Genomic DNA, 22,994 nt, shown 5'->3' with positions numbered 1-22,994 from the left:
ACAAGCCTATAAAAACCTTTTAATAAACAATACACAAATTATTTTCTAGGATGCTAAAGTTAATAACCATTATAAATAAAAAATAATGAAAACAATACAAACACTTTTTAAGTTAAATAGAAAGGGGAGTTTAATAATGTTATTATTTATTATGATTGGTATAACCAGTTGTAGTAAAAAAGACGACTCGGTAAACAAAACAATTGTTACTAATACCCCAGAGGAAGAATTAGCACTTAGCAATGAAAAGCAAATCACCAGTTTTGTTTTTCTATTGACCAATAACCCTATTGAAGTAAACATCGTCGCTACTATTGATGAAGAAAATAAGACCATTACCGCTGCTTTCCCGCCAGGTACAGATATAACGGGATTGTTACCTGAAGTTAAAATATCCGAATTGGCAATCGTTGATCGTGATACGGCTCAAGACTTCACTGAGCCACTAGAATATAAAGTAACTGCCGAAGATGGCAGTACCGCCATTTATAACGTGACCATAACCGCACTATTAACGCAACGCCAAATTTTACAGGCTATTTTAGATGCGAATCCACAAAACACCATTACCTGGGATCTTAATGCAACTGAGAATTTAGGAGACTTAGACGGTGTAACGTTAAATACGGAAGATAAAATTATTGAATTGAGTGTATTCAATAAAACTATTTCTACACTTCCTAAAGAGATAGGGCAATTGACCAACTTAAGAAGTTTGTTTATACATGCTAATAAACTTTCTGCACTTCCTTCGGAGATAGGGCAATTGGCCCATTTGGAAGTTTTGAATTCAGCTGGCAACCAACTTACTGAAATTCCTATTGAAATAGGGCAATTAACCAATTTAACCGGATTATTTTTAAGTAGGAATGAACTTTCTGAACTTCCTTCAGAGATAGGGCAATTGACACATTTAGAACGTTTAGATTTAAGTAGCAACCAACTTTCAGCTCTCCCTATAGAGTTATGGCATTTGAACAAATTAAAATTCCTGAATTTAGGTAATAACCAACTTACTTCGTTACCTGCTGAAATAGGGCAATTGACCAATTTGGAAAATTTAGAGGTAATTAATAATCAACTTACTTCCATACCTGCCGAAATTGGAGAATTAACCAATTTAAAATTTTTATTTTTTGATAGGAACCAGATTAATATCTTACCTCCAGAAATTGGCAGGTTAACCAATCTTTTTACCCTTGGTTTATTTGATAACCAACTTTCGTCTCTGATTCCAGAAATTGGGTTTCTTATTAACTTGGATGCATTATATATAGCTTCCAATAATATAACGAAATTACCAACTTCAATTTGTAATCTAACTGTCTTTCATAATGTAGAAGTGCAAAGCGACATCACGTTAGTATGTGAAACAACCTCACAAAAAGATACCTTAATTAGTATATATAGTGCCAACCCCGGTAACACCTTAGGTTGGGGGGTAGAAAATAATCCAAAAGTTACTTTTAATGATAGCGGCAACCCCATTATTCTAAATATGAATAACACCAATTTAATACGAATTCCTGATTCCATTTCAGAACTCAAACAACTAGAAGAATTTAGTGTCAATGATAATCAGTTAAATAGTTTGCCGGTTTCTTTAAGTGCGATACAATCTTTGAAAATTATAGCCGCTGCCGCTAATAATCTAATAACGGTACCATCAGAATTTCAATTGTTATCCGGTTTAGGACTGTTGCTTTTGACCCAAAACCCCATAAACAGTATTCCGCTAGAAGTTTGTAATCAGCAAATAGCGAATGGTGGTATACTTACAATATTAACTGACCCTGGAGAAGAGTGTGACTAACTGCCCTTAGCACAAATACTAATAGATATTGAATAAATAGTGACAGCTATTTTTAATAACTAATTTGAAATTGCACTATAAACGTCCATTATTAAATTTCTTTTAAATGATAGGTCCATGATTCCCCGCAATAGTTAGCATTTCTAATATCAAGTCTATTGATCTTTAAATAACCATAAAACAAAAATTATGAAAAAAGTACTTATTTTAATTTACGGAATCATCGCTTATCTTGTTTTTTTAGTATCCTTTCTTTATGCTATTGGCTTTGTTGGAAACCTTTTTGTACCCAAATCGATTGATTCCGGTGCTGAGGCGCCTATTATTCATTCTGTTTTGATAAACCTTGCGTTGCTCAGCCTGTTTGCTATTCAACATAGTATTATGGCACGGCCTGTGTTTAAAGTATGGTTTACAAAGTTTATTAATCCGGCAATGGAACGTAGTACGTATGTTTTGTTGTCCAGTTTAATTCTACTTTTATTGTATTGGAAATGGCAACCCATGACAACCATTGTATGGGAGACCGAAGCTATCGCATCAACTACTTTAATGGCAGTGTTCTTTTCAGGTTGGTTTATTGTTTTCCTTTCAACTTTAATGATTAGTCACTTTGAGCTGTTTGGCCTAACGCAGATTTATCAGAACTTTAAAAATCAATCATTGACCACTCCTAAATTTCAGGTTAATTGGTTTTATAAATTGGTAAGGCATCCCATAATGTTAGGCTTCATCATTGCCTTTTGGGCAGCACCTACAATGACCATTGGTCGGCTTTTGTTTGCCGTTGTAACCACTGCCTATATTTTAGTTGCCGTTAAATTTTTAGAAGAGAAAGATTTGAAAAAAATCATAGGCAAAGATTATGAAGCTTATCAAAAGAGAGTTCCCATGATTTTTCCGTTTACCAAATTCAAAAAATAGTAAAAAAGTATATGTTAAGCTCAAAATGGTGATTATTATTTTAATCAATTATATTTAAAAAAAATGCTCCGAAATGAAATATTGGCAATTATATTTCTAATAGTATGTGGTCACACATTTTTTGCCCAAGAAAAAAATAGGTTTAAAGTAGGAGTTAATCTAGGTGCTGCACTAGCTTCAGATGCAGGTGTTTTAATGTGTGTTGAGCCTAAATATAATATTAATGATAATAATTCTATAGGCCTACGGTTGGGGGTAACTTTTGTGTTAGGAAGAAATATTAACGAACCAATAAATTCTCAATACATTATTGAAGAAGGGCTTAGTTTACATGAAACCTATTCTTTGGTAGCTACTTTTGACCGGTATTTAGGTAAATCAAATAGTAGATTTCAACCTTTTGTAGGTGGTGGTATTAGTTACTATAAATTAAGTAAATTAAATCAAGTTTCAACTATAGATAACTCAAATGTAAATTTAGCATCTGTTACCAAAGTTGAAGGACAAATAGGACTATTAATAAGAAGCGGATTTGAATTTGGTAAATTTCGTTTTGGAATAGCGTATAATGTTATTCCTAAGTCTAAAATACAATTATCCAATGGTGATATTGCAGGTAGTGTTCAGGATAGCTACTTAGGTGCTTCAATTGGATGTATCTTTGGAGAAGGAAAGAATTAAGGTCTATATAGTTAGCAGATATTGATAAATAAAATAAAGCTCAAGTTCAAGAATCAAATTCAAAAAAATAAAACATTTTGTATTTGAGCTTGATACTTGAGTTTGAACTTTAAAAGTATGAGTTTCAAAAATCAAACAGAATTTCTCAAAGAACTTCAAAAGAATAATAATAAGGAATGGATGGATTTAAACCGGAAATGGTACAAACAAGTTCGTGATGAGTATATAGAGTGGTTAAATAGTATGAATACTAGATTATCTGCTATAGATAACGATTATTATGATACTCCTGGTAAAAAGGGAATTAACCGTATCAATAATAACCTGATGTTTCACCCTAATAAACCTGTGTATAAAGACCATTTTGGAGCGGGATTTGACAAGAAACCAAATACTGCAGATTTTTATTTTGAACTGGGAATTGACCGCTGCATTTTTGCCGGCGGATTATGGAGGCCCGAACCTAAAATGCTACGAAGTGTTCGCGATGCTATTGATTATGATGGAGAAGAATTCGTGAAAATCTTAAATAAGAAATCGTTCAAAAATCGCTTTGGAAATCTCTTTGAAGATGTCAAATTAACGAATTCACCAAAAGGTTTTGACAAAGACCATAAGTATATAGATTTGATTAAGAATAAAACCTTTGCCGTATTTCAAGAGTTTTCCACTAAGCAAACCAACAAACCCAATTTTGATGAAGAGTTAATTAACGCCTATAAAGAAATGCTTCCTTTTAGACGTTATCTGAACAAAGCTATTACGGTTTAATTATTCTTTCGCATTAGAAGCCGGTATCCAGCGTACTGATAAATCAGGATTTTCCATATCTGCATCTAATGGAAACATAGGCCTTTTAATACGCTTGTATCCCAATCTATTTAAATCTTGGTCAACGCCACCTGGTGTCAATGCCATAATCCAATCGCCACGCATATCATATAATTCGGGTACCAAATATCCGATTTTTACTACAACAATATCGGTTTCTTTAGGGTTCAGACCTAAATTTGTGAAATCGCTTAAGTGATGATAAGGCTTTCTTTTTTTAGTAACTATAATATGAATACTACCCACTTTAACAACTACTTCAACCTCTGCATTACGATCACCCTCCTTAATTGCTGTAATAGTACCCTCTAGTGTTATTGGGCCAGCAAATCGATTATCAACTGCAGCACCTGCTTCAGCCTTAATTTTTCCACCGACACCTATTTCAATAGCTTTCTCAACAAATTCTGGCCCTGGAATAGAGGCATAGATCAAAGATTTACCATTTTCAGATTTAAATTCAGGCCTAGTAAGTAATTCCTTTAATGTCCATGTAACATCACCAGCACCACCAGCGGTAGGGTTATCACCCATATCACTAATCATATATGGTTTTTTATCACTTGTCAATGCTAATTTCAAACTTTCATCTAACGTAGTAGTAGGCGCAACAAATTCAAATTCATTTCTAACATCCCAAAAGCTTTGTGCTAATTTTTCAGCACCTTGTTCAACTTTCTCTTTATCATCACCGGTGACCATAACTACCGCATGGTTACGAGGTTCATCTGCCCAGGCATAGCCAATCCAAATAGCAGCATCAATAATGCCGTCTTGATCAGCAACGGATGGTACTTTTGCATAGAGACTTTTACCAGGTTCTATACGGGTACTTGTTTTTTCTCCCGGTAATAATATTGGCACGGGAACCCAAGCTTTAAAGGCAGGTTTTCCTTTACCACTTTCAAGTCTATCAATTAAATTAGTTACCGCTCTTTTTTTAGATTCAATGGCATCTTCATGTGGTGCCATACGGTAACAGGTAATTAAATCGGTATATTTTGCTAAGCGTTCAGAGACATTTCCGTGTAAATCCATGGACGTAGAAATTAAAACATCATCACCAATAACATCACGAATGCGAGCTATTAGATCACCCTCAGGATCATCTAAACCAACAACACTCATTGCTCCATGGATGTCAAAAAAGAGTCCGTCATACGGCATATTCTCCTCTAACAATTTCAGACTTCTAGTTACCAAAGATTCATAAGCTTCACGGGTAACAGTGCCACCTGGTAACGATTTTCCAACAAGGGTAGGCACCCAATTGGCTCTATTTCTGTTTAGGGAATCTACTTGTAAAAATGGATATCTAGAGAAAACCGAATCGCCCACTTTTGCATGAAAAGCCTCTTCGGTCGAAAGGGCAGGTGAGAAGGTGCTACTTTCAATACCTAAACCAGCAATAGCTATTCTTGGCAGTTGTTTTTCTAGGGTTTGGTCATCTTTACAAGAGGTTGAACATATTAAAAGAACAATGGCGTAAAGGTAGGGTAGTTTCAAGTTAGTCGTAGTTTATGTTAACTTCCAAAAGATAGATAAAAAAAGTTTTATTTTGCAAGAGTTTTTGCTGGATGACAATTTTTGACCTGTTAAAGCATTCAGATGGAACAGGAAATCAATTTATTTAGGAATTATATTACACTAATTTATCTTATTACTAATATTTAAAAGGAAATATTGAAAAACGGAAGCATTAAAGACATAGAAAAAAAGCTGTTATCAGATAATTGGTACACATTAAATAAGTATACTTTTAAATATCAAAGACCAGATGGAAGTTGGGAAACGCAGCATCGCGAAGCTTACGATAGAGGTAATGGAGCAGCAATTTTGCTGTATAACTCTAAAAAAGGAACTGTTGTACTTACCAGGCAATTTCGTATGCCTACCTATGTAAATGGTAATGAAAATGGAATGATGATCGAGGTTTGCGCCGGACTTCTAGATGGTGATAACCCTGCAGATTGTGTACGAAAAGAAACCGAAGAAGAAACAGGCTATAAAATAAGTAATGTTCAGAAGGTGTTTCAAACCTACATGTCGCCAGGTTCGGTTACTGAGATTTTATATCTTTTTGTGGGCGAGTATGATGAAAGTATGAAGGTAAGCAATGGCGGTGGTGCAGAAGATGAAACTGAAAACATAGAGGTACTAGAGTTAAATTTTATTGATGCTATGAAAATGGTAGCGAGTGGAGAAATTAAAGATGCAAAAACCATTATGTTACTACAGCACGCAAAATTGAATGCGTTAGTTTAAAGATAAATTATCGACTCTTATAATATGAAAAAAGTCTTTAAAGTCGGTTTTGGAGGGGGTTGCCATTGGTGTACGGAAGCTGTGTTTATGGCACTAAAAGGTGTTGAAAAAGTTGAGCAGGGCTATATTTCACCAAAAGAAAATCCTACAAATTTTTCTGAAGCTGTAATTGTTCATTATTTTCCTGGAGTTATAGAGTTGAAAGATTTGGTTGCTGTTCATTTAGATACACATAGAAGTACCGAAAACCATTCTATGCGGAATAAGTATAGGTCTGGAATCTATTATTTTAAAAAGTCCGATAAACAGACTTTAGTCGATATAATTAATGAAGAACAGCAAAATTTTGATAATCCATTAATTACTGCAATACTTCCTTTTGGGGCGTTTAAGTCATCTGAAGAACGCTTTCATAGGTACTACTTCAACGATATGGAGAAGCCTTTTTGCAAAACGCACATTGCACCTAAAATAAAACTGTTAAAAGAGAAATATGCCAAGCATCTATCATCGAGCGTGTTGTAGTTAATAGGTATCCCTTAGTTTTTGTAGCATTTGTTCCAACCTGTTCCTTACTTCTGAGTTGGATTCCCTAAAATGATTAAACATAAAACTGAATATCAACGTTTTGCCAGATTTTGTTACGAGGTATCCACTAAGACAATAATTGTTGCTTAAACTGCCAGATTTTGCATAAATATAGGGTTCATTTTCGTCTATAAATTTATTTTTTAATGTGCCGTTCAATCCACCTGCAGGAAAAATTTTGAATAATTTTTCTTTGGGCATCATTGTAAATAATCGATCTAATACCGAAACCATATTTTTGGGTGTAAATAAATTATATCGTGATAATCCTGAACCATCGACCCATCTAGGTTCTTGCTCTAAATCATATAATTCATTTTTTAAAATATAATCTCTAATTTTCTTGCTATTTAAGGTGTCTTTAAAAACCGACCCTGCAACAAGTAATAATTGTTCTGCTATAAAATTATCGCTCTCATGCATCATTCGCTTATAAAGAGAATCTGAAGGCATACCATATAAGGTTTGCTTTATTGCTAATGGCGTTTTATTGGTTAAGCTTACTTTTTTATTTAAGAGATTTTCTAGAATTGATTTGGTGGTAAGGTTGCTGGTAATAAATGGCGTTTCAACAGTGTCTTTAGACAGGGCATTGTAGAAGAACGTATTAGAAAATTCATTTCGGTTTCTGTTGCTGATTAGTTGAAGAACGCTGTCTTTAAAATATGCCGGACTAATTTCTATTTCATTGCTGCCAATTGTCATTACCACATTTCCATGAATAGGTAAATCGCTTTTTTCAGGAGAATAATACCATTGGTAATCGTCCCAAGCCCATCCAGGACCGTATTTTTCGTCTTCAAAGTTACCAAGTGAGTATACTATATTATTATGTTTTTTTAGAAAATTGATAGCCGTTGAATCTTTAAGATATGGATGCAAAAAAGAAGGGTCTCCTGTACCTTCAAAATAAAGGGTGTCATTTAGCTTTATATATTTAAGAGCTGGAATACGCTGCGGAAGTGTTTTTAATGCGGTAAAAAGTGTAAATATTTTTGTGTTACTAGCCGGTATAAAATACTTGTGACTATTTAAGTTATAGACGGTATCCTTCGAAGCGGCATCAATAACTAAGACCCCAGTGAATTGATTTTTGTAGAATGAAGATGATAATTGATAATTAAAATCTTTGAAAATAACAGATTTTGCTGAACCGCAAGAGCTTAGGATTGCAAGTACGATGATAATACTTATAGTTCGTTTCATAACATCGAAAATACAAAATACTATTCTTGATAATACGGTAAAAATTTAACATGATTTATTTTACTTTAACTTTTTATATACAATATTCAACATGCATTTCTGTTTACCTTTATGAAACAACAAACTAATAATATATATAATGGCAAATTCAATGCTTGAGTATAGTAAAACAGTTCTAAAAAAGGTGAGTTTTGACACCTTGCTTTTCTGCAAAGAGTTAAAAAAAGCCCTTAAAACACTACTACCTGAAGAGGTGGATGAATTAAGAGTCTGGTTAGAAAATTTTATTACGGACAAACCAGAACTTCAACAAAGTTTAATTTATTTAAAAGCATAACAAAGAGCCACATAATTGTGGCTCTTTTTTTATAGCAACCATGAGGTAGTTTATGCATCTTACTTAAAAAAGAAGTTGGCTATGAAATTATCTATGGTACTATTTCTAATATTCTTAATGCAATGTCATAAAGACGACGCACTTTTTGACGAAACATTGGTAGATGACCCCAGTTTGGTGGGTGAGTGGTTATTGACGGAATCATATGTCAGTCCCGGTGGAGCTGCGGAATGGATGGTTGTAGAAGAGGGATATCGGTATTTTTTTGACGAATATGGTAGTTATAAAAGAACCAATTTCAATAGAGAATTACAAGACATGGGCGAATATGCTATAAAGGATGATGAACTTTATCTATATTTTCTGACCGCAGGTGAAAAGGACACCTTAGGTTTTAGTACAGATTTTAATGAAAGTAAAACAAAGTTAACACTTTCGCCGACTTACCCAGGAATCTGTATTGAAGGTTGCTTATACCGATTTAAGAAAGAATAAATATTATTTATTCAACGGACTAATTATTTTCACATCTTGAAAAGCAATAGCGCCACGAACAATACCTGTAATAACATCTCTCAAAGCTTCGGTAATCTGTACTTTTAATTCTTTTTTATGGTAGATTAGACTTACCTCACGCGCTGGTGATGGATCTTTAAAATACTTCAGATTCTTTTTCTTAACATCATCTAACTCTAAGGTGTTTAAATAGGGCAGAAGTGTCATACCTAAACCTTCATTGGATAAATTTATAAGTGTTTCAAAACTTCCACTTTGCAAACTAAAATGCTCGCTGCCTATTTTTGGAGCTTTGCATAAGTTTAAAATACCTTCTCTAAAACAGTGACCATCTTGTAAAAGCAAAATATCTTCAATATCAAGATCATCGGGTGTTATTTGATTACTTTTTCCTAATCTATGATCTTTTGGAACATAGCCTACAAACGGTTCGTAATACAAAGGTCTTTCGGTTATAAAATCGACTTCTAAAGGTGTTGCGGCAATAGCAGCATCAATATGTCCGTCTTCAATATTTTGGATAAGACTTTCAGTATTTTGTTCCTTAATAATAAGATTGACTTTAGGATATTTATGAATAAAATTTTTAAGAAACATTGGTAATAAAGTAGGCATTATGGTGGGTATTATACCTAGAACATAATCCCCACCAATAAACCCTTTTTCTTGTTCAACGATATCTTTTATACGGGCAGCTTCATTTACAATGTTTTTTGCTTGAGCCACTATTTTTTCACCTACGTCTGTAATCGTAATTGGTTTTTTACTACGGTCAAAAAGAAGTATATCTAACTCATCTTCAAGTTTTTGAACCTGCATACTTAATGTTGGTTGAGTAACAAAACTTTTCTCTGCAGCGAGCGTAAAATTCTTGTATTCAGCAACAGCAAGTACATATTGTAATTGGGTAATGGTCATGTGTACAGTATAAGCGATAAAATTACTAAAAACGATTATCATAACCTATACAGAATGCTTGTTAAGCCGTTAATTAACCTTTAAAATCGAAGGGTCAATTCTATATCCTTTTCTTCGATAGTAAACTTAGCATCAGTAAAAGTTGGCGGACCCATAGGCAAAGAATTACCACTCATGGCATATTCTTCTTTAGGCATACCATTTGTTTCAAAATCCATGCGTTCATTATCGTTGGCGTCATGTAATACTGAAAAAGCATACTCTCCTGGTTGAATATTCTCAAAGGTTAAAATTAATTCTCCAGATTGGGCTTTCTCTTTGCTGGTCTTTATGCCCTCTGCTTGCATAAAAGTGTTTTCATTGTGTAATGCGCTTAATACATAACCATCATTATTTAATACATTTTCGATGATTACTGTTAATGTTATGCCTTCATTTTCTTGAGCATTCATGGTAAAACTCATTGCAAATACGGTAATGGTAATTAGTAACTTTTTCATTTTATAAGGTTTTAAAGATTAATTGATACTTCAAAGATGCCTTATGAATACACTTTTAGAAAAAGAAATCTACTCGATTGTAGATATGCGTAACTGAACTGTAAAAATTGAATGACAATACTAAGAAAATTCTAAAGGACTAATTATTCAGCTACATTCTTTTGGTTATGAAATAATCGAGTCCAAATTTACCAGACCCAAAACCCATAAAAAACAAACTTATGCAAAAGAAAAAGAAGGTAGGTACAATACTCCATGTGTCATCCCAAGGCCTAAAAGCTATTGTAATAAACATTGTTACTAGTATAAAGAAAGAGGTTATTCTTGTATTTAAACCTAAGATTAATAGAATTCCCCCTATAGCTTCTATAAACCCCAAAAACTTGGGGCATTAGGGAAAAGGGAAGCCCAAATTGTTTTACTATTTCTATAAACCATTCCGATACTTCAAATAACTGAAGCCCTAATGCTTTTGGGGTCCATGGAGTTCCAAATTTGTTTATAGCATAAACAAAAGAAAGTAAATATCCAGCAAATACTCTAGGTATAAAAATTAAAATGTTAGGCAAAATGGCATCAACCTTAAATGGAATTAGTAAGCTTTTAATAAAAAGAAAAAGTTTATGCATTAAGCTGGTTATAGGTTACTTAAACTTAAAATTTTTTAATAACAGCTATTATGATAAATGTCAGTTAGCACTGAATTTTGATTTAGAAATTTAACGTTTTAGTTATGGTTTTAACTTTCTCATTGCCATGGCAATTTCTTTCTCGATAGCGCCTTGTTTTTCTAGCTCGGATATAATTTTAGGATGGTCATGACTTCTGCCTTGCGAGAGTTTGTTTACCGCTTGTATTTCATTGATTTCTATTTCAAAACCTATAATACCAGAAACCTGTTTCATAGTTTTTTTTGACATGTTATTTAATGAAATTGGATGTTCGGATTGTTGCTCGTACTTATCTACCAATGCATGTAAAGAATGAAGTAATTCCTCTGAAGTCTGAATCTTTACGGTACCATATACATGAACTGCAATATAGTTCCATGTGGGGACTTCTTCAAACTGATACCAAGAGGAAGAAACATAACTATGTGGACCGTTAAAAATACAAAGTACTTCATCGCCACCTACAAGATTGTTACTCTGCAAATTTGCCTTGGCAATATGTCCCACCAATATATCCTTTTCCTCTGTGTTCTTTCCTAATTCTAAAGGAATATGCGTTCCCCATGGTTTTCCGTCTATGGTATTGATAAGGATACCGAAACTATTGTTTTTTAAAAAATCGTGAATCTCTTTAATATCATTGTTTTTATAATGCTCGGGTATAAACATGTGGTATTGTTTTTACGTAAATATAAAGGTTTTGGACAAATGCTTTTAGAATCAATTATTTAATGTTTAGTGCTATAAAAATTACAATAATCTAATTAATTTAATTAAGAATTTTAAAACGAGAATATGCCCTTTATAACAAATACAAAAGCAAAAGAACAAGTAGATATTTTTTACGAAGATTACGGAAGCGGACAACCGGTAATTTTAATTCACGGGTGGCCATTAAGTAGAAAATCTTGGGAACTACAAGTTTGGAAAATAGTCGAAGAAGGTTTCCGTTGTATTTCTTACGATCGTAGAGGTTTTGGTACTTCTTCTTCTCCCTGGGGCGATTATGATTATTCAGTCTTGGCCAGTGATTTAAACGCCATAATTGAAGAATTAGAACTAAAAGATGCCATTATTGTAGGATTTTCTATGGGTGGTGGAGAAGTAGTCCGTTATTTAACGGATTTTGGTTCTAGTAGAATAGCCAAAGTAGCGTTAATTAGTTCTATAATTCCTTTAGTTAAGCAAAAACCGGATAACCCAAATGGAGTTCCAGAGGATGCGTTAGACGGAATTATAGATGCACTTCAAAAAGATAGAGTTGGGTTCTTAAAAGAGTTTAGCAAAGGATTTTACAACTATGAGGATAATAAAAATAAACGGGTAAGTGAAGCTCAGTTAGATTATGATTTTACCATTGCTTCATTTGCTTCACCAAGGGCAACGATACAAACTGCTTTAGCGTGGATGCATACCGATTTTAGACCAGAGTTGGAAAATGTAACTGTACCGACATTAATTGTACACGGTGATGCCGATGCCACCGTACCGATTGAAACTTCTGCAAAACAAGCACATGAAGGAATTAAATACAGTACGCTGGAAATAATTAAAGGAGCTCCACACGGACTCAATGTAACACACGTCAATGAGTTAAATGAAATTCTTGTTTCTTTTTTAAAGAAATAATTTATTAAGAACATCTTATAAATCGGACTCCATAAAAGGTCCGATTTTTCATTTTTATAAAATGTATGCAACCATTTGATGAGTCCATATTTTAAAATAAAAGCTTATTTTTTTCTTTTGTTTGTCGTAGTAATTTCTGCCTGTAAGCAAATAAGAAAGGTAGCCGATGTAATTGTACAGCCAACGGCTAGAGAATTATATGCCCGAGAATTTGAAAATTTAGATTCATTACGTTTTAATAAGTGGGAGCGGGAATTTCAAAAAGCTAAAGGAGATAGTTTACAAATACGTTTGCCATATGTGGAACAGGGAGAATATTACAAAGATCGAATTACGGTCTATAGTTACAATATATATTTAAATGAAGGTGAAGTATTTCATGTTTCTATCGAGAATAAAGTGTTGGGAATTCGAAATTTTATCAACCTTATTAAAATGAATCCTGATAGTAGTCTGACAAATATTGTTCAAAATGACTTGGGTGAAAATGAATTAAAAGTAGCCATTGAGGAAACAGGAATTTATAATATTGCAATTCAACCAGAGTTGGACGCTCAAGGTTTATTTAGTTTTCAAATGTTCGCTTCTCCAAGTTTTGGGTTTCCGGTTTTGGGTAAGGACAATACAGCTATTCAAAGTTTTTGGGGTGCGGTAAGAGCTGGTGGAGCCCGTAATCACAAAGGTATTGATATTTTTGCCGCAAGAGGAACACCAGTTATTGCTGTAGTAGACGGTAGAGTAAGCTCTACAGGAAATAGAGGTCTGGGTGGCAAACAAGTATGGCTAAAAGCCGGACTATTTGGTAAATCGCTTTATTATGCGCATTTGGATAGTATTTTAGTGCCAATTGGCAAAAAGGTAAAAATTGGTGATACTTTAGGATTGGTAGGAAATACGGGAAACGCGAGAACCACTGCACCACATTTACATTTCGGAATTTATAAATCCGGTCAAGGTGCAATCAATCCATTACCGTTTGTAAAGCTTATCGAAAGACCAAGTTTTCAAGAATTGGCAAGTACTTCTAAATTTTTAAAAGTCTCGGCGACAGTTGCCAATATCAGAAACGCGCCAGAGGTTGCAGGCATTAAATTTGGTGAAGCTAAGCGTAATGATACTTTAGCTCTTTTAGGATATACCGAAAACTGGGCACATGTGGAACTTTTAACGGGAACTAAGGCTTTTGTATACAAAAGTCTTGTATCTGAACTATAAGGAAGTACCTAAATAAATTAACTAATAAGCCCCTTAAACTATAGTGTTAAGGGGCTTATTATTATTGTTTTTTTATGCTATTTATTGTTTCGCTACCAGTTTAGCAAATACGGGTAGGTGATCAGAAATATGTTTGTTGTTTTCCATTCTATCATCGATATGTACGTATTCTAAAACATTAAAATTCTCAATGAAAATGTAGTCTATACGATTTGATAATATGCGCGAATGGTCAAAACCACTGAACGTACCCGTAGGTCCATAAAATGTTTTCTGAGTAATTGCTTGCCCGTCGGATAAAGCTTTTTGTAAAAATTGAATAGGTTTTTCTGTGGGATTCAGGTTCAAATCCCCCATTAATAACACCGGAAGTTTGTCTGTATTTATTTCCTTGATTTTTGAAACGATTAATTCGGCCGACTTTTCACGAGCTACAGTGCCAATATGATCAAAATGCGTATTAAAAACCAAGAACTGTTTTTTAGATGTTACATCTTCGAACAATCCGTAAGTACAAATACGCTCCATAGCAGCATCCCAACCAACAGATATTTCATTAGGGGTTTCAGATAGCCAAAATGTTTCGCTCTGTAAAAGTTTATACTTCTTTGCATTAAACAGAATAGGGGAGTACTCTCCTTTTTCCTTTCCATCATCACGCCCAACACCAATAAAAGCATAATCAGGTAGTTGTTCGTTTAAATACGTCAGCTGATGATGTAGAACCTCTTGCATACCAATAACACCTGGGTTATAGTATTTTAAAAGGTCAACCATCGCAGTCTTACGGTCATTCCAATTATTCACCGTATCATTCACATTATCATACTTAATATTATAAGTAAGCACATTGATATCTTGACCACAAAGGCTAGATATCGACATGAATAATGTCATGACAAAACCAATACATTTTATACTATTCGGCATCTTTATATTTTTCGAACCAGGCAAGAACACTGGCAATTTTAGCTACTAAATTACTTGGTCTGTTTGCAATACCGTGTCCTGCGCCAGGTATACGAACCATGGCTGTTTCTACTCCTTCTAGTTTCAAAGCTGTATAGAATTGCTCAGATTCCGCAATTGGGGTTCTATAATCTTCTTCACCCGTTAGTAGCATTGTTGGTGTAGTTACATTTGCAACATACATTAGCGGAGAACGTCTAAAATAGTTTTCTGGATCTTCCCAAGGTTTTTTACCGAACCAATATTTAGAGAAGAAAGCGGCACCGTCTGCATAGAGCACAAAGCTTGTCCAGTTTATAACCGGTTTGGCAACTACGGCAGCTTTAAATCGGTCTGTTTTGCCAACGATCCAAGCGGTAAGCACTCCACCGCCACTACCACCGGTAACAAATAAATTATCGGTATCTACATATCCTTTTTCAATAACGGCATCAACACCGCTCATAAGATCTTCATAATCGTGATTAGGGTAGTCGTGGTGAATTAAATTCCCAAATTCTGCACCGTAACTAGTACTACCACGTGGGTTGCTATAAAGTACCACATAGCCTGCCGCTGCGTATGCCTGTATTTCGGCACTATATACAGAACCATAACTTGTAAACGGTCCGCCATGAATTTCAAGAATAAATGGATATTTTTTATTCGGGTCAAAGTTTGGCGGCGTCACCACCCATCCTTGTATTTTTTGTTGGTCATATGAAGACTCCCACCAAATTTCTTCGGTTTTTCCCAAATCCCGGAAAGAGAAAAGGTCGTCATTTACAAATGTCAATCTCTTGGAACCTTTTTTATCCGCAACTCCTAAATCAGACGGGTGTTCGGTATTTCCTAAAGTATAGGCGAATTTTGAATTGCTGGAAACGGTGAAATCACCTGCATTATAAGGTCTTCCTAGAGATAAGCCTCCAAGACCATCAACAAGGGTAGTCACTTTTCCATCTAAGGTAATATGCCCTATTTTGGTAGCACCTTCCGTATCAAACTGAAAATAAAGACCCTTACCATCATTTGCCCATTGTGCATTACCAATGTCTCTGTCAAAATCTCCCGATAGTAATTTAGAATTGCTTCCATCGGTATTCATTACATAAAGGTTTGTAATCTGGTATCCTTGTAATTTGTCATCGTTACCAGTGTAGGCAATCATTTTACCATCAGGAGAAACGGTTGGGGAACCATCAGGACCATACCTAGAAGTTAATGGAGAAACTTTAGCAGTTGCAATATCCAATGCATAAACTTCGCTATTTGCAGGCTCAAAAGCCTCATCAGGATTAAAGTTTGCAGAAAAATATAATGTTCTGTCATTCTTGGCCCAAACAGGAGCACCATGGTCAAACTTTTTGAAAGTCAATTGTTTAGGTGTGCCACCATCAATAGATAAGGTGAAAATTTGGTCATGTCCGCCTTTAATATATCCTTGTCCGTCACCTCTATAATTTAACTTGTCGATATATGTTGGTGGCGTGTTCCATTTAGCACCTTCCGGTTTTGCAGGTAGTTTTACGATAGATTCTTCAGATTCTGGGACAAACATGGTAAATGCTAGGTAACGGTCATCGTTAGACCAACTTACAGCTCCCGGAGCTTTAGGTGTATTAGTCAACGGAGCTATTTCTTTGGTATCCATCCACATGAGATACAACTTCATCTTATCATCGGTTTGGTTCGATTTAAAGATGATTTTTTTTCCGTCGTGCGACCAACGAGGATAATAGTCGTTCTGGTTACCAGTGGTTAAAGGTCTGTTTTGCGAACCGTCATAATTAACCATCCAAAGATTAGATAAATTTCTGTCCGTCATAATATCCTTAAAATTACGAACGTAGATGATTTTGCTTCCGTCTGGCGATATCTGAGGGTCAGATACGTACTCCATATTAAAAATATCGGTCAGCTCAAGATTTGAAGAAACCTGTGCAGTTATCGATACTGAAAATAATAGGATAAAGAGAGTTTTGGTAATTAGTTTCATAGTATTGAAATTGGTTTGAAATGAAGCTATGAAGATAACGAAATACTTAAAAAAAATGAACTGCTTACAATGAGAATTGAGGAAGTATTAACATTCAGTTTTTTAATCCTTTTTGTATTTTCACAATATGGTAGAAAAAGGCTATTTACATCAAATTCATCCAGTGCTTCCAGTATGGGATGTTGTTGAAGCATTAGATTTCTATGTAAACCGATTAGGATTCAGAATTGCCTTTGCAGATGATTCCAAAAATCCTAAGTATGCCGGTATTTTAAGGGATGATATTGAGATACATTTACAGTGGCACGATAAAAAAATGTGGGAGGCAGCTATAGATAGACCTATGTTGCGTATTGTTTCACAGAATATTGAAGCTTTGTATAATGAATTTTATATGGTTGATGTTTTTAATGCCCATACATTATTACGGGAAACGGGGTGGGGTACCCGTGAGTTTGCTTTTTACGACCCTTTTAAAAACGGATTGACATTTTATAGGGATGTATCGGGTGCTAAGATTTAATAAATTGATTAGCAGGAAACAATCTCGGGATAAGCCCGCGAAGCATTGAATTGAAAATTTAATTTAGTTTACGACACAATTGTCAGAACATTACATCTCAATAATTGAGTATTTAAAAATATAAAGATGAAAGTATTATTTATAGGAGGAACAGGAAATATTAGTACACCAAGTAGTAGGTTAGCCGTAAATAAAGGAATGGATTTATTCATTTTAAATAGAGGTAAAGCCAAGGTGGATATTGAAGGTGCTCATAGTATTATTGGAGATATCAACAAACCGGAAGAACTTACGGAACTAAAAAAACATGAGTGGGATGTTGTAGTCAATTGGATAGCTTTTACCCCCGATGATATTGAGCGAGATATTCATTTGTTCAAAGGAAAGACCAAGCAATATATTTTCATCAGTTCTGCATCTTGTTACCAGACCCCGTTGAGTTATCCGGTGATTACCGAATCTACTCCGTTACACAATAACCTTTGGGATTATTCACAAGGAAAAATACAGTGCGAAGACCGATTGCAAAAAGCATATCGTGAAGAAGGATTTCCAATTACTATTGTTCGACCATCGTTAACTTATGATACCGTAATACCTATTGCCATTGGCGGATTCAATAAATACAATACCGCAAAGCGAATACTGGAAGGAAAAGAAATTATTATACATGGAGATGGCACTTCGTTGTGGACAGTGACGCATTCCGATGATTTTGCAAAAGGCTTTGTTGGACTTTTAGGCTTACAAACCGCTATTGGTCATGCGTTTCATATCACTTCGGATGAGGTTTTAACGTGGAATATGATTTATAAAATACTGGCAGATGCCCTGGGGAAAGAAGCAAAAGTAGTACACATTGCATCCGACTTTATATGTAAGGTAGAGCCGTCGTTCACAGGAACTTTATTGGCAGATAAAGCAGAAAGCGTTTTGTTCAATAATAGCAAGATTAAAAGCTTTGTACCGGGATTCAAAGCCACCATTCCGTTTTCAGAAGGAATAAAAAGGACGGTTAAGTGGTTAAAAGAAAATCCTGCGCATCAGTATATTGATGAAGATACTGAGGCTAAAATCGAGAATGTATTGAAGGCTTATAAGAGGTTGTAGCATAGGGATGGGTTTCCACAGTATAACGTATTCGCGGCTAGTACTAATAAACCCTTTTATTCAATATTAAGATAATCCCAAATACTCGGTTTCAAAACGAATAAGTTTCATTTGTACTTTACATGATTTTCTAAATAGTTCTCTGTATAGGAATTCGTTAGAAAATCTCCTTTAATTTTCTTAGAATATTTCAGTTCGTCTTCATTGATTTTACAACATTCGTTCTAATAATTAGTCTGTGGAGCAATCTAAATACAACTATTCCTAGAACAAATTGCCCAAAGGCATATTTAAGATATTATTTTTGCCATCATTAAGAAGTTTATTACGGACTTTTATACTGCCATTTTTTTTAAAGATTATTTGTTGTTTTTCGTCTCTGAATCGTGTTTTTTTAAGTTTGTTTTAATATTGAATTTGGCAAAACGGACACAGGTTAATAGTTACCATTTCAATTTTACGCGATAATTGAAATTTTAATGCCTCATGGGCTTGCCCTGAAGTTGTTTACTTTGACCTAATTTAGTTGCTGGTAACAATCAACAATTTCATTACAAGATATACTATAAAGTTTTTTTTAGTTTTCATTAACTTAGGTTCGTGTATTGGCTTTAGTAACAAAATACATATCAATTTTACCTTTCCCTTTTACTTCTATTTTTCCTCTGTAGTTAAAGGTAAATTGTGGATTATCTTTTAATAGTTCATACGTGTAGTGAGAAATATTTACTTGACCTACAGCACCGCTACTTTCTATTCTGGCGGCGGTATTTACGGTGTCTCCCCAAATGTCATATTGATATTTCTTGACCCCAACAATACCTGCGACAACCGGGCCTGTGTGTATGCCTAATCGCATTTCAAACGTAAATCCATCAGTTTTTTCTATATCCGAAAATCTTTGCGTCATAAAAGATTGCATTTCTAGTGCGGCCAAAACAGTATTCTTTACAGAATCTACCGAAGGTACTGGTAAGCCGCCAGCCGCCATATATGCATCGCCAATGGTTTTTATTTTTTCAATTTTGTATTTTTCGCAAATAAGGTCAAAAGCCTTAAAACAATGGTTTATTTCTCCAATAAGTTCGGCAGCGGTAAGTTCTGCGGACATTTCTGTAAAACCTTTAAAATCGGTAAAAAGAATGGAAACTAATTCAAAATCACGGGCTTGTGCCTCGCCTTTCTCTTTTAATTCTTCGGCAATTTCTGCTGGTAAAATATTCAATAATAGACTTTCTGAACGGTCTTTTTCCTTTTTTAAAACATCTTTAGACTTTTTAACGTATCGCCATCTCGAGAAAAAGCCAATTGCTAATAAAAAACTGATTGTTCCAATTGCAATTGCCAAATTTCGATTTTTATCTTTGCGCTGAACTTCAGATTTATGTTGTAATTCCACTTTTACATCTTTCTCAATTTGTATTAAACTATCGGCCATAATTTTTTTTGAGAATTCTATTTGCTGCAATTTTATAGCTAAATCTTCTGTTTTTATACTATCGCCAATGAAAATCATTTGCTCATGGAATACTAAGGCCTCTGTAGTATTTCCTAATGCCCTATAGGCTTCATATAAACATCCGCAAGCATATTCTTGACCACCTAAGTCACCGACTTTTTTGGTCATGGACAGACTTTTTTTACAAATTGCAATTGCTTTTTTATAATTTTTAGATTCAAGATAAATATCACCTATACCTAATAGCGTACTGGCTCCGCCTTGTATGTCATTTATGCTTTCACTGATATCATAACTTCTTTGAAGAAAATCCAATGCCTTTGAAGAATCACCTAACTCAAGATAAACAGATCCAATTCCGGAAAGAGCGGAAGCTATGCCTAACTTATCATCTTTCTTTTTTTCGATTGCCAAGCCTTTTTCATAATACGCTAAAGCCTGTTGAAAATCACTTTTATCTAAGTAAAGATTACCTATATTAATGTACATAGAAGAGTTATCCTCTTCTTCATTTAATTCTATGTTTATAGCTATGCTCTTTTGATAATAATCTAAAGCCTTATCGTATTCTCCTCTAGAAAGATATATATTTCCAAATTCATTGTAAATAGACCCTTGACCGTCTAAATCATTTTCTTCTTCATATATTTTTAAACTATTTTGATAATAAACTAATGCCTTGACCACATCTTCATTATCATGGTAGATATATCCCATTTTTGTAAGAATGTCAGCAGCACCTATTTTATTACCTATTTTTTCTGCAATCTCTAACCCCTCATTGTATGATGCTAATGCCTCTGAATAGTTTCCCATTCTAAATTTAATATATCCTCTAAGTGTTAGAGCTTCTATAAGGCCATCATCATTTTTAGTTTCTTTATTAAATTGATATAAGTGCTGTGTTAGAATTAAAGCACTATCCGGTTGCGATGTAAAAAAACCTTTGTAGATGTAATCAGTTAAAGCAAATGCTCTAATGCTATCTACAGAATTTTTATCTTCCCAAATATGATACAAGGAATCAAGCTCTGTTTGTGAAAAAACAGAACTCTGAAGGCATAATAAAATGAATAAAAATTTAATTTTTTTCATTTTCACTTTTTAAATGGGTAAACTCATTTTTTAAACTAACTGTTGACTGATTTTATCAAAGAATTGAATCATAGCTATACAATTCTTAGTGCCGCATAATAAACTGCGGTTATTAATAATAAAATTAAGCTAACAGCCAAAAACCTAATGGATCGTTGTACGTTTCTAAATTTCCAAGCAGCTATTTTTGAATTGATATAAATTTGTTCTCCCAATTGCTCAAAAACCTCTTTCTCATTTATACTGACATTATAGAATTTTTTTGAGAATTCTTTGATACTTCCAAATTTGGTAATGACATCACCGAAATAAAAGACGTTATCACTATAGTTTCCTTCTAGTTTTGGTATAAAACAACGTACACTATAAAAAATGGAAACTACGGTGGCTACAAACCACAAACCAATTAAAATATAGAATACAATAGCGTTAGAAACCGTATGCATAACTGTTTCTGCACTTTGGTAAATTAAGTTTAGAATAATACCATAAAATGAAAGTATAAGTCCGGCTTTTAACTCCGAAGCCTTTATGAGTCCGGCTACATAATTAATGGTTCCCCAATAGTGATCTACTAATTCTTCTGAATGTCCTTTAGATTTTAATTCATTTAATAGACCTCTTTCAAAAGCTGTTAAAGGGTTTTCCTTTTTTGAACTTTTTTTAGTCGTTGGTTTTTTATTTTCTAGTGGTTTGGTCATGCGTTTAATTTTAAGTCGGTAGGGTTATTCTATTACATTGTAAACAGTAAGCGGGTTCGATTTATTTTTCATATTGATGCTACCCAAGTTTTCACATTTAAAAGCTTCTTTTACTTGTTTGTAGCACCCTTCGCAGATAATAATTTGGTTTTCTTTAGCCGCATCTTGTAGTCTTGCAGCCGTATTTACGGAGTCACCGATCACTGTATAATCCAAACGTTTTAGGGTTGCCGAACCTATATTGCCAGAAATCATTTCTCCACTTTTAATACCAATTGAAACCTTTGGCTTAAAATTTTCTTTGCCTTCAACATTAGGAAAACTATTAACTTGATTTCTAATTGCAATTGCGGCATCAATGGCACGGTCTAAATGGTATTCTCCTCTAAAGACGGCCATGACTGCATCTCCTATAAATTTATCGATTATACCATCTTGTTCCATAATTTCTTTTACCATTGCATCGAAATAGGTGTTAAGCATAGAAACCACAACATCTGGACTAGTAGTTTCGCTGATTTTAGTAAATCCGCAAACATCTACAAACATTACGGTACCTTCAATACTTTCATTTGCCATTATTTTGGACTCATACTCTTGACCACCCATAAAGTTGAGTACATTTTCATCTACATACATTCTAAGAATATTATTCTCTTTAATTGCTTGTAGTGTTTTTCTAATTTCCATGGCATGTTTTAGCGTTTTTTCCATGGTTACTGTAAGGTCATCGAAATTGATGGGCTTTGTAATAAAATCAAAAGCACCACGGTTCATAGCTACCCGAATATTTTCCATATCACCATAAGCAGAAACTATGACCGATTTAATAAGCGGACTAGATTCATGTAATTCTGAGAGAAGGGTAAGGCCATCCATCTCAGGCATGTTTATATCGCTTAAAACAATATCTACCCCAGGGTTTTCTACTAATTTTTCAAGGGCATCCCTACCATTTATGGCAAATACAAACTCGTACTCGTTTTGTCGAATTTGCTTCCTAAATTTCTGTTTGATGAGTATTTCTAAATCCGTCTCATCATCTACTACCATTATCTTCGCCAT

Annotated in this window: 24 protein-coding genes; 12 read left to right on the top strand and 12 right to left on the bottom strand. The window is 34.3% G+C overall.

Annotation, left to right across the window (positions count from 1 at the left end; translation table 11 throughout):
• Positions 1-85 precede the first annotated feature (85 nt).
• The 4 genes from BTR34_RS01045 to BTR34_RS01030 all read left to right on the top strand — a co-directional run bounded on the left by BTR34_RS01045 (position 86) and on the right by BTR34_RS01030 (position 4,189).
• Positions 86-1,813, top strand: a complete 1,728-nt coding sequence (locus BTR34_RS01045; protein WP_082960149.1) for a leucine-rich repeat domain-containing protein — start codon at positions 86-88, stop codon at positions 1,811-1,813.
• 189 nt (positions 1,814-2,002) lie between these two features.
• A complete protein-coding gene (mddA, locus tag BTR34_RS01040; RefSeq protein WP_068484001.1) occupies positions 2,003-2,737 on the top strand; it encodes a methanethiol S-methyltransferase in 735 nt (244 codons plus the stop codon).
• Positions 2,738-2,800: 63 nt separating this feature from the next.
• On the top strand, positions 2,801-3,418 hold the full coding sequence (locus BTR34_RS01035) for an OmpW family outer membrane protein (RefSeq protein WP_068483999.1): 618 nt from the start codon (positions 2,801-2,803) through the stop codon (positions 3,416-3,418).
• Positions 3,419-3,535: 117 nt separating this feature from the next.
• Entirely contained in the window at positions 3,536-4,189 is a 654-nt protein-coding gene (locus BTR34_RS01030) for a DUF2461 domain-containing protein (protein ID WP_068483996.1), read from the top strand.
• Here the strand turns inward: BTR34_RS01030 and BTR34_RS01025 are convergent, their stop codons facing one another.
• Positions 4,190-5,731 carry a M81 family metallopeptidase gene (locus BTR34_RS01025; protein ID WP_068484068.1) on the bottom strand — a complete coding sequence of 514 codons (1,542 nt, stop codon included), beginning with the start codon at positions 5,729-5,731 and terminating at the stop codon, positions 4,190-4,192.
• Between the two features lie 201 nt (positions 5,732-5,932).
• Between BTR34_RS01025 and nudK the strand changes: the two genes are divergently transcribed.
• A complete protein-coding gene (nudK, locus tag BTR34_RS01020) occupies positions 5,933-6,514 on the top strand; it encodes a GDP-mannose pyrophosphatase NudK (protein WP_068483994.1) in 582 nt (193 codons plus the stop codon).
• Positions 6,515-6,538: 24 nt separating this feature from the next.
• Positions 6,539-7,039, top strand: coding sequence for a peptide-methionine (S)-S-oxide reductase (locus BTR34_RS01015; RefSeq protein ID WP_068483992.1), 501 nt, complete (start codon positions 6,539-6,541; stop codon positions 7,037-7,039).
• On the opposite strand, the gene BTR34_RS01010 is transcribed toward BTR34_RS01015, so the two are convergent.
• Positions 7,040-8,308: a D-alanyl-D-alanine carboxypeptidase/D-alanyl-D-alanine-endopeptidase gene (locus BTR34_RS01010; protein WP_068483990.1), complete on the bottom strand. Its 1,269-nt coding sequence runs from the start codon at positions 8,306-8,308 to the stop codon at positions 7,040-7,042.
• A gap of 139 nt (positions 8,309-8,447) precedes the next feature.
• On the opposite strand from BTR34_RS01010, the gene BTR34_RS01005 reads away from it, so the two are divergent.
• Complete coding sequence (locus tag BTR34_RS01005; protein ID WP_068483988.1) at positions 8,448-8,645, top strand: hypothetical protein; 198 nt, start codon at positions 8,448-8,450, stop codon at positions 8,643-8,645.
• Positions 8,646-8,726: 81 nt separating this feature from the next.
• A complete protein-coding gene (locus BTR34_RS01000) occupies positions 8,727-9,140 on the top strand; it encodes a hypothetical protein (RefSeq protein ID WP_074472080.1) in 414 nt (137 codons plus the stop codon).
• A gap of 3 nt (positions 9,141-9,143) precedes the next feature.
• Here BTR34_RS01000 and BTR34_RS00995 read toward each other — a convergent pair whose 3' ends face one another.
• The 5 genes from BTR34_RS00995 to BTR34_RS00980 form a co-directional block, all read right to left on the bottom strand.
• Entirely contained in the window at positions 9,144-10,079 is a 936-nt protein-coding gene (locus tag BTR34_RS00995; protein WP_068483985.1) for a LysR substrate-binding domain-containing protein, read from the bottom strand.
• Positions 10,080-10,159: 80 nt separating this feature from the next.
• On the bottom strand, positions 10,160-10,579 hold the full coding sequence (locus BTR34_RS00990) for a DUF2141 domain-containing protein (protein ID WP_068483984.1): 420 nt from the start codon (positions 10,577-10,579) through the stop codon (positions 10,160-10,162).
• Between the two features lie 151 nt (positions 10,580-10,730).
• The gene (locus BTR34_RS19230) at positions 10,731-10,958 is read right to left on the bottom strand and encodes a TQO small subunit DoxD (protein WP_074472079.1); all 228 of its coding nucleotides are present in this window, start codon (positions 10,956-10,958) and stop codon (positions 10,731-10,733) included.
• Positions 10,852-11,208, bottom strand: a complete 357-nt coding sequence (locus BTR34_RS18880) for a hypothetical protein (RefSeq protein WP_068483983.1) — start codon at positions 11,206-11,208, stop codon at positions 10,852-10,854. Before BTR34_RS18880 ends, BTR34_RS19230 begins: the two co-directional genes overlap by 107 nt.
• Before the next feature lie 102 nt (positions 11,209-11,310).
• A complete protein-coding gene (locus BTR34_RS00980; protein ID WP_068483982.1) occupies positions 11,311-11,919 on the bottom strand; it encodes an FMN-binding negative transcriptional regulator in 609 nt (202 codons plus the stop codon).
• Positions 11,920-12,045: 126 nt separating this feature from the next.
• On the opposite strand from BTR34_RS00980, the gene BTR34_RS00975 reads away from it, so the two are divergent.
• Positions 12,046-12,879, top strand: a complete 834-nt coding sequence (locus BTR34_RS00975; RefSeq protein WP_068483979.1) for an alpha/beta fold hydrolase — start codon at positions 12,046-12,048, stop codon at positions 12,877-12,879.
• A 78-nt stretch (positions 12,880-12,957) separates the two neighbouring features.
• The gene (locus BTR34_RS00970; protein ID WP_068483978.1) at positions 12,958-14,094 is read left to right on the top strand and encodes a M23 family metallopeptidase; all 1,137 of its coding nucleotides are present in this window, start codon (positions 12,958-12,960) and stop codon (positions 14,092-14,094) included.
• An 81-nt stretch (positions 14,095-14,175) separates the two neighbouring features.
• Here the strand turns inward: BTR34_RS00970 and BTR34_RS00965 are convergent, their stop codons facing one another.
• Positions 14,176-15,024: an endonuclease/exonuclease/phosphatase family protein gene (locus BTR34_RS00965; RefSeq protein ID WP_082960147.1), complete on the bottom strand. Its 849-nt coding sequence runs from the start codon at positions 15,022-15,024 to the stop codon at positions 14,176-14,178.
• Positions 15,014-17,041 carry a S9 family peptidase gene (locus BTR34_RS00960; RefSeq protein ID WP_068483976.1) on the bottom strand — a complete coding sequence of 676 codons (2,028 nt, stop codon included), beginning with the start codon at positions 17,039-17,041 and terminating at the stop codon, positions 15,014-15,016. Before BTR34_RS00960 ends, BTR34_RS00965 begins: the two co-directional genes overlap by 11 nt.
• 127 nt (positions 17,042-17,168) lie before the next feature.
• Between BTR34_RS00960 and BTR34_RS00955 the strand changes: the two genes are divergently transcribed.
• Both BTR34_RS00955 and BTR34_RS00950 read left to right on the top strand, forming a co-directional pair.
• Positions 17,169-17,564, top strand: a complete 396-nt coding sequence (locus tag BTR34_RS00955) for a glyoxalase superfamily protein (RefSeq protein WP_068483974.1) — start codon at positions 17,169-17,171, stop codon at positions 17,562-17,564.
• Between the two features lie 126 nt (positions 17,565-17,690).
• Positions 17,691-18,674: an SDR family oxidoreductase gene (locus BTR34_RS00950; protein ID WP_068483972.1), complete on the top strand. Its 984-nt coding sequence runs from the start codon at positions 17,691-17,693 to the stop codon at positions 18,672-18,674.
• A 592-nt stretch (positions 18,675-19,266) separates the two neighbouring features.
• Here BTR34_RS00950 and BTR34_RS00945 read toward each other — a convergent pair.
• The 3 genes from BTR34_RS00945 to BTR34_RS00935 all read right to left on the bottom strand — a co-directional run bounded on the left by BTR34_RS00945 (position 19,267) and on the right by BTR34_RS00935 (position 22,994).
• A complete protein-coding gene (locus BTR34_RS00945; RefSeq protein WP_068483970.1) occupies positions 19,267-21,228 on the bottom strand; it encodes an adenylate/guanylate cyclase domain-containing protein in 1,962 nt (653 codons plus the stop codon).
• Positions 21,229-21,302: 74 nt separating this feature from the next.
• Complete coding sequence (locus BTR34_RS00940) at positions 21,303-21,929, bottom strand: Pycsar system effector family protein (RefSeq protein WP_235843186.1); 627 nt, start codon at positions 21,927-21,929, stop codon at positions 21,303-21,305.
• Between the two features lie 24 nt (positions 21,930-21,953).
• Complete coding sequence (locus tag BTR34_RS00935) at positions 21,954-22,994, bottom strand: adenylate/guanylate cyclase domain-containing protein (protein WP_197496152.1); 1,041 nt, start codon at positions 22,992-22,994, stop codon at positions 21,954-21,956.

This window comes from Maribacter hydrothermalis, assembly GCF_001913155.1.
GTDB classification, from domain to species: Bacteria; Bacteroidota; Bacteroidia; order Flavobacteriales; family Flavobacteriaceae; genus Maribacter; species Maribacter hydrothermalis.
Note: the sequence above shows the minus strand (reverse complement) of the source record. Positions and strands in the feature narration are given on the sequence as shown.